This window comes from Bacillota bacterium, assembly GCA_013178125.1.
In the GTDB taxonomy this organism is placed as follows: Bacteria; Bacillota; SHA-98; order Ch115; family JABLXJ01; genus JABLXL01.
Window position 1 is genome coordinate 160,830 of the sequence record JABLXJ010000006.1, and the last position, 16,859, is coordinate 177,688.

Genomic DNA, 16,859 nt, shown 5'->3' on the forward strand with positions numbered 1-16,859 from the left:
CATGATGGACAATGATCAGCCTACTCATACCGCAGGGCCTGGATAGGGTCCAGATTCGCGGCCTTGTAAGCGGGATAAACCCCGAATATGAGGCCAACAAGCGAGCTCGAGGCAAAGGCTATAGCCACTGCCAGGGGTGACACGCTGGCGGGGATCGGAGAGACGGCAGCAATCAGATGAGCCCCGAGGGCTCCAAGTATTATTCCGATAACGCCCCCTGTGAGGCACAACATTATCGCCTCAATGACAAACTGGCGCAGGACGTCCCCCTTCCTGGCCCCGACCGCCTTCCTTATCCCGATCTCCCGGGTGCGCTCGGTCACGGTGACCAACATGATATTCATCACGCCTATCCCGCCCACAAGCAGGGAGATGCCCCCTATCCCGCCGAGGATGGCCGTGAAGATCGCCAGGATCACCCCGGCGGATTCGAGAAAGGACTCGGAGCTCTGGGTGAGAAACTTGTTGTTCTCGCCATAGCGCCGTCGCAAAAAGGCGTTGACCTCGTCCACCGCCAGCCTCACCGACTCAACGCCGGTCGCCTGCGCCAGGACGAAAGATATCCTGTCCGACCCCGTGAGCCTCCGCGCGATGCTCGCCGGGAGGTAAACGTAGGAATCTTCCGTGTCCATGCCACCAAATAGGCCGCTCTGTCCCCTCCGCTTCATAACGCCGATTACGGTGCAGCTGAAGTCATTGATCCTGATAGTTTCGCCAATAGGGTCCCTGGACCCGAAGAGCTTATCAGCTATATCCCAGCCGAGGACCGCAACCGTGCGCCTCCCACGGACGTCGGACTCGGAGAAGAATCTCCCTGCATCCATGCTGAAGCCCTGCATCCAGGCGAATTCATCGTTTACGCAGACCATGGTCGTCGCTTCATCCTCACTCCCATATTTCACGGTCCCTCTTGCGTTGATATGAGGGCTCACGTAGCGAAGGTGGGGGCATGAGGTCTTCAAGAGATCGACGTCTTCAAATGATAGATACGGGATATCTCCCATCCTCACGTCTTCATTGTAGTAGTTCGGCTGGACGAACACCATATTGGAGCCCATCCCCTCGAGCTCCCCGGTTACCTCGAGGCGCGCGCCCTCGCCGATCGAGACCATGGTTATGACAGACGCGACGCCGATGACGATGCCGAGCAGGGTGAGCGCCGAACGGAGCTTATTTGCCATGATGCTGGCGAGAGCCAGGCTGACGTATTCCCTAAATCCCATATCAATCCGTTATCCTCCAAGCGTTCGTCGAAGATGGTCTCAGGAGCGTTTCTCCCCTCCACGCGTTCCAGCCACCGCGCCTGCTGTCTCTACCTTTACGGCATCCCCATCCTTCAGGGTCTTCAGGGCCTGATAGCTCCCGGTGACCACCTCATCACCGGGCTTGATGCCGCTCAGTATCTCCGTGTCCGTAGCGGTCTCCATCCCCGTCCCGACCTCGACCTCCCGGGCCTTCCCGTCTCTCACCACAAACACGACCTTGCGGGCCTTTTGAGCGCCTGCCGCCTGGCTCCGGCTCTCTGGTGACCCTGGCCCTGGTGACCGCCCACCCGACTCCCGGCCTGTCACCTCACGCTCGACAACGGCCTGGCTCGGGACGGATACCACCTTCTCCCTATCATACACGACTATCTGGGCATCAGCGGTCATACCCGGGCGCAGGGTCTCATCCCCATTATCCACGGATACCTCCACGGTAAACTTCGGGACGGACCCATCCAGCGTAGCCTGCGGGGCGATCCTCTCGACCCTCCCCGCGAACTCGCGCGACGGGGCTGCATCGCAGGTGACCCTGACGGTCTGACCCACCTTCACCTTGCCGATGTCCACCTCATCCACCTTCGCCTTCAAGATGATGCGGTCAAGGTCGAGGATGGTCATGAGTAGGGTGCCTTCCTGCATAGCCCCTCCCTCTTTCGCGGCGATTCCAGCCACGACCCCTGAAATGCCGGCCTTCACGTCCTTTGCTGCAAGCTGCCTCTCCGCCCTTGCACAGGCGGCCTCAGCCTGCTGTATCCTCAGCTCGAGAGCCCTCCTGCGCTGCGACTGCGACCTGGCAGCATTAATCGCGAGCTCCAGGCCGATCTCGGCATCCTTGACCTCCGAGCGGGCCACGACGAGTTGGGATTCGGTTGGGCCTTCGATAATATCATCATATTGCCTCCTGGCAGACTCATAGCGCGCCCGCGCGATCTTCTCCTGGGTGGCTGCCTCATTGAATGCGTTCCTGGAGACGGCGCCCGCCTCAAACAGGGATCGCATCTTTGAAAGATTCGCCTCGGCATCGCGCAGCGTTACGCCGGCCTCATCAAGGGCCGCCTTAGCCTGGGCGACCTTCGCATCCTCGGGCCCGGCCTCGAGCTCCGCCAGGCGCGCCCTCGCCGCCTCGAGCCTCGCCCGGGCCTGGGCAACCTTTGGGTCGCCGGCAGGATCGCCGTGACCGCCGCGCCCCGCGGCACCGCTCCCGGCGCCCCCAGCGCTTCCAGCTGAGGCATCGAGCTCGGCAAGGTCAGCCCTTGCCGCCGCCAGAGCCGCCCTGGCTTCATCAAACTGCAGTTTGAGGTCGGATGACTTAAACGCCAAAAGGACCTGGCCCTGTTCCACCCTGTCCCCGTCCTTGACGTAGAGCCGCTCGACCAGCCCTGAAATCGGGCTCCTGACCTCATATGAGCGGGAGGACTCTATAACGCCCGAGCCAGGCACCGTGGCCGTAAACCTTCCCTCCCGCGCAACGGCCGTCTCCACGGATTTCCCGGGCGGGCTGAATAACCCCTTTTTCTTCGCAACGACGCCGATCCCCAGGCTCACCGCGACAATAACCAGGATCGCAACAAGCCCGAACAGCGCTTTCCTCCAGGATACTCTGCGGGACAATCTACGTCACCTCGCCTTAGCTGGTGCCTTATATGGCCAAACCCGTAATAGGAATATGATTAGTTGCCTGCAGCGGAATTGTTGCTCCAAAAGCCTAAAATTCTTCTTCCTATCCTGTATATCCTTCCGGGGCCTATCATAATTTTACGATAGGAGCCAGGCAATTCATGAAGGAAAATAGCTGGTACGCCCGAAGTATTAAGGAAAGAGGCCTAAAAACTGGCTGCTCCCTGAATAGAGATTGACCTGAATCCGAGATTGGCAAAAGATCGACTTGTATATGGAAGGAGCATGATTTCTTATGGTTTCTGAAATAAATCCGGGGACGGGGGGAAATGGCGAGGGGGATAAGCGCCGACCCGGTCCTGTCGAGCGGTTTCTCACCATCATGATCGACCCTGCAGGGACATTCAAGGATATAGTCGAGCGCCCGGACTTCGCGATCCCTGTTGTCCTGGCGGTCCTCACGGCGCTTCTGGGAATTCCCGTCGCGATGCATTCGGTCAAGAACCTGCCCCCGCAGCCCGGCGTGCCGCCAGCTCTGATGAGCCCCGCCGTTGCCGGGGGCATCGCGGCCGTATCAGCCCTCGTGATGCTCCTCATCTGGTGGCCGGTGCGGGCGCTCATATTCATGGGCCTCGGCGCCGCGCTCGGTTCGCGCGTTGATTTCAAGAAGAGCCTCGCGGTGGCGGGCTATCTCAATTACTCCGCGTTTATCTCGTCGCTGATCTCGGCCATAACCATGCTCGCCCTGGGATCCCCCGTGATGCCCGGCCTCGGAATGGGGCTATCGCCGGAGCAGCTTGCGACGCCCAGGGGGGTATTGCTCTCCAATCTGAATATAGGCTCTCTTATCTACATCTATCTGAGCATATTCGGCCTCTCCGAGCTGTGGAGGACGTCCCGTGCACGGGCCCTGGCGGCCACCGTGATAATGTGGGCGCTTGTCCTCGCGGCGAGCGCCGGCCTGGCAAAGCTGGGGGAGAGCTTCCGCGGGTTGGTCCCGAGGCAATGAAAATGAAGGTGGAAAGGTAAAGGTGAAGCGTAAAGCGGTTATATAATCTCGATCTTACCATACTCACCATCGAAGCCGGGGGTGATATTGACCTCGCCCGCCCTCACCCGCCGGACGGCCTCGGCTATCTCCGGGCCGGCGACGCGCGCCAGGTCATCGATGGCGATGTCGCGCAGGATCGAAAGCTCTGGACCGAGCTCCCTGAGCATGGCGTAGTAGCGTGCCTGGACCTTTTTAGTCGATTCGCCGACCCCCAAGGCGGAGGCGATGACCTCAGATAGGGGTATGAGGCTCTCGAAGTGCCGCGCAGCCGGGGGCGTCGCCCCCTCGGGCCTGTCGGCGAGCTCCTCGACCCGGTGGAGGACCCCGACCGTGACCCTCCGGCCGCACACGGGGCATATCCCGCCCGCCGCCCGGGTCTGGGATGGCTTCCACCGGACCCCGCACCCCCTGTGCCCATCATAGTGGTATTTTCCCTCCTCGGGGAAGAATTCCAGGGTCCCGATGAACCCATCCGGATCGCGTCTCCGGAGCGCCTCCCTTATAGCGGTATAGGATAGCTCCGTATCAAAGATGTTGGCCTCGCGGGCCAACTTGCGCGGTGAGTGAGCATCGGAATTCGATGTGAGGGTAAACCGGTCGAGCGCTGAAAGCCGCCAGTTCATCGGCGGGTCCGATGAAAGGCCGGTCTCAACCGTGCAGATGTATTCGACCAGGTCCCCGTAACACTCGTCGATCCTGTCAAATCCAGAGTGGGCGCCAAACACCGAGAAATGGGGCGTCCAGATGTGAGCCGGTATGAATAAAGCCTCCGGGCATATATCAAGGGTCATTTGAAGGAGTTCGCGGCTATCGAGCCCCAGGATCGGCCGGCCGTCGGAGCGGAGGTTCCCGATCCCGTCCAGGCGCCGGCTCAATTCATCTGCGGCATCGAAGCTAGGCAGGAGTATGAGGTTGTGAATCTTGCGGGTCCTCCCGGCCTTCTTGTATATGGTGCTGATCTCGCCCGAGAGCATGAATCTGACCTGTACCCCACCCAGCCAGGGGATCCCCTCGGCAGAGGCTTCATCCACGACTGCCCTGCGAAATTCATCCTTGAGCAGGTAGGTTCCATCGCCGTCCTCGGCGGATTCCAGCTTCTGCCTGAGCTCTTCCCGCCACGCAGGATGGGTGAAATCCCCCGTACCAACGAGGGCGACCCCCTTGTAAGCCGCCCAGCGGTAGAGCCCCTCAGGCACGCAATCCTTGCTTGTAGCCCGTGAGTAGTGTGAATGAATGTGTAGATCGGCGATGAACCTCATGCGAACAGCGCGACCTCCATGACGGCGATTATAGTTACAGGTAGTAGTCTGCCCATATGCATCTATTTCATTACGCGACGCGTGACTCCTATGTGGCGTGGCGTGCAGGGATGGTAGGGTATCATGCAGGGGCGGCGCGCCCTATGGCCGCGTCCGCCGGGCGGAACAGAGGCGCGACGCCCGAGGCAAACCCCACAAGCGGCAAGTGTCTATAAGCACTTATCCAGCGCCGCCACAATCTCGTCCCTCACCCGCGCATCACCCTCTCTCCGATAACGCTCCTCGAGAGACCTCCTGCCCCTGGCCCCGCCAATGACCCCCAGCGACCAGGCAGCATGCCCCCGGATTACAGGCCTCGGATCATCCAGGCAGGCCTCCAAAACCGGGATCGCCAGGTCCACGGCGTGATCGTCCATCAAGTTCCCCAGGGCGATTACGGCGTTGCGCTGCAGGATCGTCCTCCCTCTCCAGCCTGCTGCCGTAAGGCCATATGCCTCCTTGAATCTGGAGTTAGACACGGCTAAAACATCCAGGAGATCAGGGGCCACATCATCCCAACTCCGGGGCCGGAAGGCTGCAAGCCCGGCGGGGGCAACCCTCTTATTCCTCGGACAGACCTCCTGGCACGTATCGCACCCGTAAAGGCGGAACCCCATCTTCGGACGCATATCACGCGGTACAAAACCCCGCATCTGCGTGATATATGAAAGACATATGTTTGCATTGGTAACATAGGGACTGCGCGGGTCCAGGGCGCCCGTGGGACATGCCCTGAGACATATGTCGCACTCGCCACACCCATAACCGCCGTGCTCGTCGCGCCCACCTGTCGCTGGCACGGGAGAGCCGGGCCCGGTCGAGGGGGTATCAGGCTCGAGCTCCAGGTCCGTCAGGATCTCGCCAAGGAAAACCCAGGAACCGTACCTTTGCGTGAATATGCTGCAGTTCTTTCCATACCAGCCCGTTCCCGCCCGCTGGGCTATAGCCCTATCTACCAGGGGGCCTGTATCAACAAAACTTGCGAGCCGCACGGCCCGTGGAGCATTCTGGGCGAGGAAATCGCCGAGCCGCCGGAGGATATCCCTCACAACAACGTGATAATCTTTGCCCCACGCAGACATAGATATCCGCCCCTTCAGCTTCCCGCGCAGCTCCTCCCCGCCGCGACCAGGCTCCTTCTTACCCGGATCAGGCTCCTGCTCCTGCTTAGATGGGATCGCACCCAGAGGCGTGGCATATGGCACGGCAACGGCGATAATCGATCGCGTCCCGGGCATGACCCTACCTGGATCGCACCTCAGCTCTATATCCTGTTCCTCGAATGGGGATCGATGGCCATCCCTCTCCCGTTCTCTCAATACCCTCTCCAGGTGCATGAAGGGCGAAGCGTCGGCAACCCCCACGATCTCAACGCCTATCGATCTCGCGAATTCCTTCAGCTTGTCCTTTAAAGGTATATAATTGAGGGCCAACTTCACGATTACCCTTCCCTCTCTTTCCCGTTCCCAGTTCCAATGCCGGCATCAAACCGCCGGACCGGGTCGAGCTTATTACTTCGCGATCATGCCATTTCAACGAGCGAGAGCGCCATCTCAAATGGTAACCCTCTTATCCAGGGGCGTCAACCCAGAAGGCGTCAACATGTAATAATTAGCCTTAGAAGGAATCGGGGGCCTGGATGTAGAAGAAATTTATGGCCGCATATTTAACAGGCTCTGCGAATTTCTATTATGTGCAGCTCTACATTGATAACCTTAAATTGTTTGAAGGTCCTCTGCGGAATTGGTCGTTCTAGTTGGCGCCCGGGTTACATATTTTTAGGACATGGCCAAGTTTTAGAAAGGGGGAGGAACCGTGCTGGAGTTGATTGGTCTCGTGGTCGTTGTATGGTTTATCATCCACCTGCTCGAGAAGAATATAAAATAAGGCGCAAACCGCAACCAGTCCGGACCGGAGAGGGACCGGACATTTGCTCACGAGGGAGGCATTAAGCCTCCCTTTTTCGCCTTGCCGTTGCTCCCTCGCAGCGTGACCGGGGACGGCGCCGCCCTGGCGCGGCGCAAAGTAAACTGCAGCTGGAGGGATTTTCGGGGACAATCAAGAGGATTTCCATAGATGGATAGCGAATGATTTAGCGTAACATAGCCTGCATAGGAAACACTCGGGAGTAGTCCGCAGAGTATCCATAGGGAGTAACCCGGGGAAGCGATAGAAGAGATAAAGGGAATCGTAGATAAAAAAAGAAACCATAGATTAGGTATAGAATAGGATAGATAGATCATGAATGGCCTGGGCGACCTGTCCTTGAATACACCTCAAAGGTCAGAGGATGAGGGGGAGCGATGAGTGAAACCGATTCGCATAGTGACCGATAGCACCGCCTATCTACCCAAGGGCTGGCTGGAAGACCATGGAGTGGCGGTTGTTCCCTTGCTGGTAAATATGAATTCCTCAACATACAGGGAGGGCTTCGATATCTCGAATAGCGAGTTTTACGCCAGGCTCAGGCAAGCCAAGGAGCCTCCCACGACATCCCAGCCGTCCGCCGGCGAATTCCTGGAGACATATAAGCATCTCATCGACGCCGGCGCGCAGACGATCATCTCGATCCACATATCCGGCGGTATCAGCGGCACCGTCAATTCAGCCCAGGGTGCCGCTGGGATGCTCAGGGATGCCGATATCACCGTGATCGACTCGAGATCCACCGGCCCCGCCCTCGGCTTCATTGTCCAGGAAGCCGTGGCGCTCGTCGAGGCTGGCGCAGGCAAGGATGCCATCATGAAGCGGCTGGATTACCTCATCGACCATATGCGCACGCTTTTCGTCGTAACGGACCTGATGTATCTCCACAAGGGCGGGCGCCTATCCGGCGCGCAGGCCATAATAGGGTCGATCCTGCAGATCAAACCCGTCCTCCACTTCACCGGCGGGCGCATCGAGGTCCTGGAAAAGGTCAGGACCGAACGCCGCGCGCTCGAAAGGATAACAGATTTGATGCAGGCCGAGGGCGCCGGGGGCAGGCTCCCGACGCGACTTACTATCGCATACGCAGATAACCGGGATAAGGCAGATGGGGTCAGAAGAAGCCTTTTGGAACGGTTCCCCGGCCTCCAGGTCGAGAACGTTGAAATCGGCCCGGTCATTGCAACCCATGTGGGCCCGGGGCTCATTGGATTCCAGTTTTACTACGGCTAAGCTAAGTGTAAACTCGAAGATTACCGCCACTTTTCCAGGAGTTACGGTGCTTGCGCGACGGGGCCTTTGAAATTTGGCAAGGCCCTCGCGCCAAATTTCAACGGAGGCGCGCCGCAAGCGCGCCGTCCCCGGAGCGCAACACCGTAAGTCCTGGGACGTGCTGGTAAAACTGGCATAAATTAAGGAACCTGCACTTAGAATAGGATCTTCTGCCTCCTCATATAGACATTCAAAACGATGCCGATTGCAATGAGATCGGCGAGCATGGCGCTACCCCCATAGCTCAAAAAGGGAAGCGGTATCCCCGTCACCGGCATGACGCTCATCGTCATGCCGATGTTTATCAACACGTGGAACAGCAACATCGAAGCCACCCCGGCGGCGAGCAGGGAGCCATACTTGTCCTTTGCTTGCCAGGAGGCCTGTAAGCAGCGCCAGATGATGAAGAGGTAAACCAGGAGAACGATGACTGCCCCGATGAATCCCAGTTCCTCGCCGACGACCGAAAAAATAAAGTCCGTATGGTGGGCGGGAAGAAAATTGAGCTTGGCCTGCGTGCCCCCGAAGAGCCCCTTGCCGAAGAGCCGGCCTGAGCCAATCGCGATGGTCGACTGGATGACATTATATCCATCCCCCATCGGGTCCCGGTATGGGTTGAGGAAGATCAATAGCCTGGCCCGCTGGTAGGGTTTTAAGAGGAAGAAGTATATAAAAGGTGAGAGAGCGCCTGTCCCTGCGGCTATCACAGCCAGGTCCCGCGTCCTGGCGCCGGCTATGTAGACCATGCCCAGGACGATGGCCGCAAACACCAGGACGGTCCCGAGATCGTTCTGCAATAGGATCAATGCCATGGGGATGCCCGCGTGGATGAAGGGGGGAATCAACCCTAGAAACGTATCGATATCATCCCTTTTCGCCAGGTGATCCGCCAGGGTTATTATCACGGCCACCTTGGCAAGCTCCGATGGTTGCAGAGCCAACGGCCCCAGCCTGAACCAGCTCTGGGCGCCCGAGACCCTTTGCCCTGCAATGAGGACGGCAGCCAGCAGCGCAATATTCCCGAGGTAGATTGGATTCCTTATGCGCTCGAGAAGCCGGTAATCGGTGCTGAGCATAAAGAGGACAGCCAGCACCCCCAGCACTGCCGCGAGCGCCTGCCTCTTCACAAAATAGAAGGGGTCTCCGAGGTTTTCGCCCCTGTTAGCACAGGTCGCGCTGTATATTATGATGATGCCGAAAACCACCAACGCGAGCGTGGCACATAATAGCCCATAATCGATGTTCTTTGCAAGACGCCTGTCAATTAGCATACCTTCGCGCCCCTGCAGCCTTTCGCCCGGGGGCGGCCTCCCGGATTAATAATTACCAGCCAGTCGCCTGGTAGCGTTCACCGCTCCCCGGCCGTCCTTTTCACGCAGATGACCGGGATGCTTGCAACCAAAGCCACCGAATCCCTGGACGAGTCCAGCTGGACGCTCGTTCCGGCCTCATCGATATCCATATATTTCGAGATCACCTCTATGAGGTCCGACTTTAGGCTCTCGAAAACCTGGGGCGAGACGTCAGCCCTATCGTGGATCAACACAAGCCGGAGCCTTTCCCTTGCAAGATCCTTACTGTGTATTTCCTCCTCTTTGGTGAAAAGACGACGCAGCAACTCAAACACCGAGAACACCGAGACTCCTCCTTCCGGGACTTGTAGCGCCCCCGTAACCACCTGTAGCCATCTCATCCCGGGGTTGCCTGATTACCTGGCCAGGCCTATAAGGCGTTTTATACGAGAAATGAAGCCGTTGCTGGGCTCGAGCGGCATGAAGGGAACCTCCTCGCCTTCCAGCCGCCTTGTTATATTGCGGAAAGCCTGGCCCGCCCTCGACGCGTCATCCAGGACGGCTGGCTCACCCCTATTGGTTGACACAACAATGCTTTCATCCTCCGGCACGATCCCCAAGAGCTCTATAGACAGGATATCCAGTACATCCCTGATGTCCAGCATATCACCCCGCCTGACCATATCTATCTTTACCTTATTCACAATGAGCCTGGGGTCAGGCAGGCCTGACGCTTCGAGCAGGCCCACTATCCTATCCGCATCGCGAACCGCTGATACATCCGGAGTCGTGACTATAATAGCCTTGTCAGCACCGGCGATCGCATTCTTGAAACCCCGTTCAATCCCTGCCGGGCAGTCGATCAATATATAATCAAAGTCCTTCTTCAACTCACTTAAGAGGGCCTTCATCTGGTCAGGGGTGACTGCATCCTTATCGCGGGATTGCGCCGCTGGCAGAAGAAAAAGATTATCAAATCGTTTATCGCGTATGAGCGCCTGCCTGGCCTTACATTTACCCTCCGTCACGTTGACTATATCATAGACAATCCTGTTTTCCAGCCCCATCACTATATCGAGGTTTCGCAGGCCTATATCCGCGTCGACCATGACCACCTGTTTGTCCAGCCTCGCCAGCCCCATCCCGAGATTCGCGACGGTCGTGGTCTTACCCACACCACCTTTACCTGAAGTGATGACAAGTGCTTGCCCTTCCATCCCATTACCTCCTCGCAACCTGCAGCTCCCGACCTGCAGCCCGGACTAGAATTCCACCCTGCCGCCCGGCGTGAGATATGACTCTATGACGATCATACCATCGCGAATTCGCGCAACCTCGGGTACATTGGGGCCCTTGGCCCTTTCATCGGGGGCCCGGGCAATTACATTCGCAACCCGGAGCTGGGTGGGGAGAAGCCTCAAAGCTACAACTATGGCGTCCTCGTTGCCCATCACCCCTGCATGAGCCACACCCCTCAGAGTCCCCATCACGATAATGTCACCGCCGGCGATAACCTCGGCGCCGGGGTTTACGTCCCCGAGCACTACAACATTACCGGAGTGGTTTATCCCCTGGCCCGAACGCAGGGTCCTCTTGACGAGCAAGGTGTTCCCCGTAGCGATGTCAGAAGGGTCCTCAGCCCCATATGGCTGAGACTGCGACGGGGGCTGCGGCGGCATAGTGACATCTGCACCGCCAACGAGCCTGACCCCAAATGGCCCCACGATCTTGAGCACAGTGAGCCCGCGCCCCTCAATAATATCTATGAGCTCGGAGATCATCTTCTCGCTTGCCCAGCGATCGCCCAGGTCAATAATGACGCGACCCCCAGCAAAAAAACGGCCTCTCCCGGCAAGCTTCTCGTTCAGGCGCCGCTTTATTTCTTCAAACTCGCGCTCTTTGGGAATGACGATAAGCATTCCATCCCTGGTTCCCCTGAAAACTACATCGCCAACCCTCATAGTATATACCTCAGCTTCACGTACCCCAGCTCTACATATGGTCAAATATGTATATTGAACTTCATGTTGAACTTCGTGAACTTCAAAAGTGGCCAAAAGCCATAGGAAGGCACTACGATAGAGATTAATTCACCACGCCCTGTCCGAATCCTTCATTCGTCCCAATTTTTTCGTCAATATTCGCCTTCTGGTTGCTTTTTTCTTCATCCCCGGCCCTGGACTTGAAATAGGCATCAAGCACCTTTCGTGCCACAGGGGCGGCTGCCAGAGACCCTGAAGTCCCGTGTTCGACAAAGACGAGAACCACGATCTCCGGCTTGTCAACCGGTGCGAAGGCGGCAAACCAACCATGGCTGTCATGGGGCGGGTTTTCAGCAGTGCCCGTCTTGCCTGCCACCGGGATCGGAAAACCTCGAAAGGAGCCGGCGGCGGTTCCCTTCTCCACCACCGCTGTCAGCCCTTCCTTCATCACCGCAAGGGTCGAGTCCGATATATTTACATGGCCGGTAACCTCCGGCCCGAATGACTTTAATACCCTCCCCTCGGGCGATAGAATTTCCCGTACAACAAAGGGCTTGTAGAAGGTCCCCCCATTCGCAATGGCCACGTACACCTCCCCAAGCTGCAAGGGTGTCACGCTCAGCGCCCCCTGCCCGATGGCGACGTCAAGCGTTTCAATTGGGTACCATTTCCGATTAGACCCCTTGAAGTTTCGCCTCTTCCATTCCCGGTCCGGCACAAGGCCCACCCTCTCCCCCGGGGGCAATTGGATGCCTGTAGGGGCCCCGAGGCCAAAGCGCCTGGCCCAGGTCGACAGCGAATCAATCCCCACACGCCTCCCGAGTTCATAGAATACTATGTTGCATGAGTTCTGAATCCCCCCGACAAGGTTCAACCGCCCGTGCCCGCGATGCCTGCTCGACCAGATCCAGCATGCCTTCTTTGATATGGGGTCGCGCCCTGTGCATAAAAATTCGTCGTCGGGGGTGACCTTCTTATCCTCAAGGGCGGCAATGGCCGTGATGACTTTGAAGGTCGAGCCAGGGGGGTAGGTGGCGCTGATCACCCTGTTAGTCAGGGGGTTAAGCGGGTTATTTAGTTCCTTCCAGCGTTCGGGGGTAATACCGCCAACAAAGTAGTTGGGGTCATAGCCTGGCTTGCTCACCATGGCCAGGATTTCGCCGTTTCGCGGGTCAATCGCGATTACAGCCCCTGCACGCGCGTTCTTCGTCTTCTGGGATTTCGAGAGCAGCTCCAATTCCTCGCTCAGGGCGCGCTCCGCGGCCGCCTGAACCGTCCCGTCGATTGTCAGGACTATATCATCGCCTGGCACCGGGTCCTTTGATCCCAGTACCCTTATGGGCCTTCCAAGGCTGTTGACCTCAACCTGTTCGCCACCATCCTCGCCATGCAGGAATTCTTCATACATCTTTTCAAGCCCGGTCTTGCCCACAATATCGCCAGGGCGGTACCCCCTGTCCTGGCGCCTCTTCAGCTCATCGAGGTCGATTTCGCCTATATACCCAAACAGGTGAGCGGCAAATTCCCCATTGATGTAGTTGCGGACGGGGATCTCCTCTATCATGACCCCGGGCAGGTCCAGGCGGTGCTCCTCGATCTCGATGACGGTGCGGGGGTCCACGTTGGTCTGTATCCTGACGGGCTCGAAAGGGCGGCGGCCTGGGGCCTTGATCTTATCGAGAATCACCTTCTCGTCGATGCCAAGTATTTTGGCCAGCTTCCCTGCAACACTCCCGATCTCCGGCGTTACCTGGGGGATGATTGACACACTAAAGGCCATCCGGCTCCCAACGAGCAGGACCCCATTCCGGTCCAGGAACCTGCCGCGTGGCGCCATGACCCGTATCAGGCGCACCCTGTTCCCCTCGGCCAGTGTAGCATATGAGTCCCCCTTGATGATCTGGAGCTGCCACAGCCTCACCGCAAGCAAGATAAATATAACTGCGATAACCACGCTAAAGGCCCTATATCTACTTTCAAGCTCCTTGGGGGCCAACGTTGAAGCCACCTCCGGGAAAGGCAATGGGAACGCCCTGGAAGCTACCCAAATGCTACGTCAAATGCTACGGTATTTGGGAAGCCTCTCCTGCCCCAAATACTGGTTCAGCCTGCACGCCAGTCTATACAGGACACCGGCAATTATCACGTCGACGACCGCCCGGGGAATGATTATATGTCTCAGGCTTGCCATGAAGTCACCCAACAGGCCGAATGAACTGCCAACTCCAAAATATATGACCCCATCCACCAGGGCTCCGACAAAGACGAAAACCAGGGGCACAATAGGATTCCCCTTAAACACCTTCTCCTCTATGGATCCAATTATATAGCCTACAATCATTTTTGAGAGGCCGGAAAGCCCCAGAGCGCGCCCCGTCACCGCATCCTCTAGGAGGCCACCCGCCAGACCAACGAGAGCCCCCCATGTACGGCCGCGAAAAAACCCAGCCAGGGCGGCGGCTATCAGGGTAAGGCTGGGAGCCGCGCCAGAAAAGGGCAGGTACGGAAAAAATGCGGCCTCTAGCACCACGCACGCCGCAAGGATCAGGAAGATAAGCAAGGCCTTCATTTGCCTGTAATCACCAGAACCTCCTCGAGCTTGGCGAAATCAACAACAGGCTCAGCTATAGCCCTCTTGGATACCCGGTACTTCCCCTCGGAGATCGACCTAATTCTGCCGATCATTATCCCCTTGGGGAAGATGCCTCCATACCCGGAGGAAATGATGCTGTCCCCTGCCTTCATATCAACTTCGGACGTGAGCGCCTTCACGGACAGAAATCCCGGATCTATCGCCTGGCCTTCGACGAGCACCAGATCCCTCGATCTCGCAAGCACTCCCCCCACAGCGCTCTTGGGGTCCGTTATCAAGAGAACCGTCGCCGTGCTGTTGGTCGCCGAGATTATCCGGCCCACAAGGCCCTCAAAGGTGACCACGGGCATATTCCGCCTTATGCCATGCTTCCTCCCCTTGTTGATTATGAGGACCGAGAGCCAGTTCGCCGGATCACGGCCTATCACCCGGGCGGCCATCATCTTGTAAGGAGTCTGGGCCTCAAAATCGAGAAGCTTCCGCAGCCTTTCGTTCTCCCTCTGGTACTCCTCGAGTTGGAGGATCTGAGCCTGCAGCTGAGCTACCTCCAGGCGGAGATGCTCGTTCTCGGCCCGGAGAGATCCAGAATGGAGCAACGCCCCTATAGCATCCCTGCACCCCCGGGTGGACTCCGCGACAAACGAGATCATGGGTGCCAGCGCATCCCTCAGGACATACTCCACACCCGTCAGCCTGGCGCGATCACGCGATGTTACAAAGATCAAGGAAATGAGAGCAAGGATAACAAAGATGCCCCCCAGGACCTTCCTATTCGTAAAGACCTCGCGCCTCACCGAACTCAGCTCTCTTTGGGTGTCATTAAGACTCTCCTGTAGGTATCCAGGCTTTCAAGCGCTACACCTGTTCCCAGCGCCACGCAGGTCAATGGATCCTCCGTCCGCTGCACCGGCATGCTCGTCTCCTCCGCGAGGAGCCGGTCAAGCCCCCTCAAGAGCGAGCCCCCGCCGGCCATAACGATGCCCTTATCCATTATATCCGCAGCGAGCTCGGGCGGGGTCTTCTCCAGGGTCAACCTCACAGCCTCGACGATCGCCGCCACGGGCTCGGCCAGGGCCTGCTGTATCTCATTGGCCGAGACCTTCACCGTCTTCGGGAGGCCCGTCACCATATCGCGCCCCTTGATCTCCATGCTCTCGTCGGCATTGTCCAGGGGGTAGGCCGACCCGATCCGCTTCTTGACCTCTTCAGCCGTCCTCTCGCCTATCATGAGGTTATAGCTTCGCTTCACATGCTGCGCCACAGCCTCATCCATTTCATCCCCGGCGATGCGGATCGACTTGCTGGCAACAATCCCGCCCAGGGAGATTACGGCGATCTCAGTGGTCCCCCCGCCGACATCAACAACCATATTGCCCGTCGGTTCATGCACCGGGAGCCCCGCGCCTATGGCTGCAGCCATGGGCTCCTCGATCAAATAGGCCTCCCTCGCACCTGCCTGGAGCGCCGCGTCGATCACAGCTCGTTTCTCGACCTCCGTTACACCAGACGGCACCCCAATAACAACGCGCGGCCTGAAGAAGCCCCTTCCCCTGTGGGCCCTTGAAATGAAATGGCGTATCATGGTCTCTGTAACATCAAAATCTGCGATAACTCCATCCTTCATCGGCCTGACGACCACAATATTACCGGGGGTCCTGCCCACCATCCGGTTGGCCTCGTTGCCCACAGCCAGGACCTCGTCCGTGTCGCGCCGGATCGCGACAACCGAGGGTTCCTGCAATACTATGCCTTTACCCCTGACGTAAACCAGGGTATTGGCTGTCCCCAAGTCAATTCCCATATCCTTCGAAAAAAGGCCCAATATAGGGTCGAGTATCATGAAGTTGCGCTCCCTTCCAGCAAACCCTTCTCTCTCATACTGAGGAACTTGTTATCGCCAAGTATGATATGATCCAGCACATCTATACCAAGGATCTTCCCGGCCTCCATCAGGCGCCCGGTTATTTTTACATCGTCCACGCTCGGCGTCGGGTCGCCGCTCGGGTGATTGTGAACCAGTATAATCCCGGCACTGCTTCGCCTGATAGCCTCCTTGAAAACCTCCCGGGGATGGCCGAGGGCCGTATCAAGGCTGCCGACTGAAACCGTAATTATATTAAGGATTTGATTCCGTGTGTTGAGAAGCACCACCTTGAAGTGCTCGCGGTCCAAGTGGCGAACCTCTGGCATCAGAAACCTGGCCACATCCGCCGCGCCTGATACGGTGAAGCGCTCCAGCGGGTTCATCACTGCGACCCGCCGCCCCAACTCGAGAGCGGCCTTCAGCTGGACAGCCTTTGCGAGCCCTATTCCCTTGACCCGGGCAAGCTCCTCCGGCGCGGACTCCGCTAGCCCCCTCAACCCGCCGCAGGTCTTCATAAGCTCGTGCGCCACATCCACGACATTCCCATCCCGCGAGCCTGTCCGCAGCACTATGGCAACAAGCTCGGCGGTCAAGAGAGCGACTGCGCCATGCTTGAGGAGTCTCTCCCTCGGGCGATCCTCCTGAGGGATCTCCTTGATGCGGATATGTGTCCTGCGTTTAGACCTTGCGATATCACAT

The 16,859-nt window shown here is 58.0% G+C and carries 15 protein-coding genes; 2 read left to right on the forward strand and 13 right to left on the reverse strand.

The window, feature by feature from the left end; genetic code table 11:
* Window positions 1-20: 20 nt before the first annotated feature.
* Both HPY71_07210 and HPY71_07215 read right to left on the reverse strand, forming a co-directional pair.
* The gene (locus HPY71_07210; GenBank protein ID NPV53295.1) at window positions 21-1,223 is read right to left on the reverse strand and encodes an FtsX-like permease family protein; all 1,203 of its coding nucleotides are present in this window, start codon (window positions 1,221-1,223) and stop codon (window positions 21-23) included.
* Between the two features lie 39 nt (window positions 1,224-1,262).
* Window positions 1,263-2,876 carry an efflux RND transporter periplasmic adaptor subunit gene (locus tag HPY71_07215; GenBank protein NPV53296.1) on the reverse strand — a complete coding sequence of 538 codons (1,614 nt, stop codon included), beginning with the start codon at window positions 2,874-2,876 and terminating at the stop codon, window positions 1,263-1,265.
* 301 nt (window positions 2,877-3,177) lie between these two features.
* On the opposite strand from HPY71_07215, the gene HPY71_07220 reads away from it, so the two are divergent.
* Window positions 3,178-3,891 (forward strand): YIP1 family protein, encoded by a 714-nt coding sequence (locus HPY71_07220; protein NPV53297.1) that lies wholly within the window; start codon window positions 3,178-3,180, stop codon window positions 3,889-3,891.
* A 38-nt stretch (window positions 3,892-3,929) separates the two neighbouring features.
* On the opposite strand, the gene HPY71_07225 is transcribed toward HPY71_07220, so the two are convergent.
* A complete protein-coding gene (locus tag HPY71_07225) occupies window positions 3,930-5,192 on the reverse strand; it encodes a DNA helicase UvrD (GenBank protein ID NPV53298.1) in 1,263 nt (420 codons plus the stop codon).
* A gap of 209 nt (window positions 5,193-5,401) precedes the next feature.
* Window positions 5,402-6,670 carry a DUF1730 domain-containing protein gene (locus HPY71_07230; protein NPV53299.1) on the reverse strand — a complete coding sequence of 423 codons (1,269 nt, stop codon included), beginning with the start codon at window positions 6,668-6,670 and terminating at the stop codon, window positions 5,402-5,404.
* A gap of 868 nt (window positions 6,671-7,538) precedes the next feature.
* Between HPY71_07230 and HPY71_07235 the strand changes: the two genes are divergently transcribed.
* On the forward strand, window positions 7,539-8,390 hold the full coding sequence (locus tag HPY71_07235; protein ID NPV53300.1) for a DegV family protein: 852 nt from the start codon (window positions 7,539-7,541) through the stop codon (window positions 8,388-8,390).
* 194 nt (window positions 8,391-8,584) lie between these two features.
* On the opposite strand, the gene rodA is transcribed toward HPY71_07235, so the two are convergent.
* The 9 genes from rodA to radC all read right to left on the reverse strand — a co-directional run bounded on the left by rodA (window position 8,585) and on the right by radC (window position 16,852).
* The gene (rodA, locus tag HPY71_07240; protein NPV53301.1) at window positions 8,585-9,700 is read right to left on the reverse strand and encodes a rod shape-determining protein RodA; all 1,116 of its coding nucleotides are present in this window, start codon (window positions 9,698-9,700) and stop codon (window positions 8,585-8,587) included.
* A gap of 77 nt (window positions 9,701-9,777) precedes the next feature.
* Window positions 9,778-10,056 carry a cell division topological specificity factor MinE gene (gene minE, locus HPY71_07245; GenBank protein ID NPV53302.1) on the reverse strand — a complete coding sequence of 93 codons (279 nt, stop codon included), beginning with the start codon at window positions 10,054-10,056 and terminating at the stop codon, window positions 9,778-9,780.
* Between the two features lie 81 nt (window positions 10,057-10,137).
* Entirely contained in the window at window positions 10,138-10,938 is an 801-nt protein-coding gene (gene minD, locus HPY71_07250; protein NPV53303.1) for a septum site-determining protein MinD, read from the reverse strand.
* A gap of 45 nt (window positions 10,939-10,983) precedes the next feature.
* Complete coding sequence (minC, locus tag HPY71_07255; GenBank protein NPV53304.1) at window positions 10,984-11,682, reverse strand: septum site-determining protein MinC; 699 nt, start codon at window positions 11,680-11,682, stop codon at window positions 10,984-10,986.
* Between the two features lie 124 nt (window positions 11,683-11,806).
* Window positions 11,807-13,711, reverse strand: coding sequence for a penicillin-binding protein 2 (gene mrdA, locus HPY71_07260; GenBank protein ID NPV53305.1), 1,905 nt, complete (start codon window positions 13,709-13,711; stop codon window positions 11,807-11,809).
* A 48-nt stretch (window positions 13,712-13,759) separates the two neighbouring features.
* Complete coding sequence (mreD, locus tag HPY71_07265) at window positions 13,760-14,272, reverse strand: rod shape-determining protein MreD (protein NPV53306.1); 513 nt, start codon at window positions 14,270-14,272, stop codon at window positions 13,760-13,762.
* Window positions 14,269-15,090, reverse strand: a complete 822-nt coding sequence (mreC, locus tag HPY71_07270) for a rod shape-determining protein MreC (GenBank protein NPV53307.1) — start codon at window positions 15,088-15,090, stop codon at window positions 14,269-14,271. The genes mreD and mreC overlap by 4 nt, the downstream gene beginning before the upstream one ends.
* 5 nt (window positions 15,091-15,095) lie before the next feature.
* Window positions 15,096-16,136, reverse strand: a complete 1,041-nt coding sequence (locus tag HPY71_07275) for a rod shape-determining protein (GenBank protein ID NPV53308.1) — start codon at window positions 16,134-16,136, stop codon at window positions 15,096-15,098.
* The gene (gene radC / locus HPY71_07280; GenBank protein NPV53309.1) at window positions 16,133-16,852 is read right to left on the reverse strand and encodes a DNA repair protein RadC; all 720 of its coding nucleotides are present in this window, start codon (window positions 16,850-16,852) and stop codon (window positions 16,133-16,135) included. The genes HPY71_07275 and radC overlap by 4 nt, the downstream gene beginning before the upstream one ends.
* Window positions 16,853-16,859: the final 7 nt, after the last annotated feature.

Excerpts from the sequence above, each read along its gene's own strand:
- minD (NPV53303.1), bottom strand. The coding sequence starts at position 10,938 with ATGGAAGGGCAAGCACTTGTCATCACTTCAGGTAAAGGTGGTGTGGGT.
- HPY71_07225 (NPV53298.1), bottom strand. The coding sequence starts at position 5,192 with ATGAGGTTCATCGCCGATCTACACATTCATTCACACTACTCACGGGCT.
- HPY71_07275 (NPV53308.1), bottom strand. The coding sequence starts at position 16,136 with ATGATACTCGACCCTATATTGGGCCTTTTTTCGAAGGATATGGGAATT.
- HPY71_07210 (NPV53295.1), bottom strand. The coding sequence starts at position 1,223 with ATGGGATTTAGGGAATACGTCAGCCTGGCTCTCGCCAGCATCATGGCA.
- rodA (NPV53301.1), bottom strand. The coding sequence starts at position 9,700 with ATGCTAATTGACAGGCGTCTTGCAAAGAACATCGATTATGGGCTATTA.
- mreD (NPV53306.1), bottom strand. The coding sequence starts at position 14,272 with ATGAAGGCCTTGCTTATCTTCCTGATCCTTGCGGCGTGCGTGGTGCTA.
- HPY71_07220 (NPV53297.1), top strand. The coding sequence starts at position 3,178 with ATGGTTTCTGAAATAAATCCGGGGACGGGGGGAAATGGCGAGGGGGAT.
- minC (NPV53304.1), bottom strand. The coding sequence starts at position 11,682 with ATGAGGGTTGGCGATGTAGTTTTCAGGGGAACCAGGGATGGAATGCTT.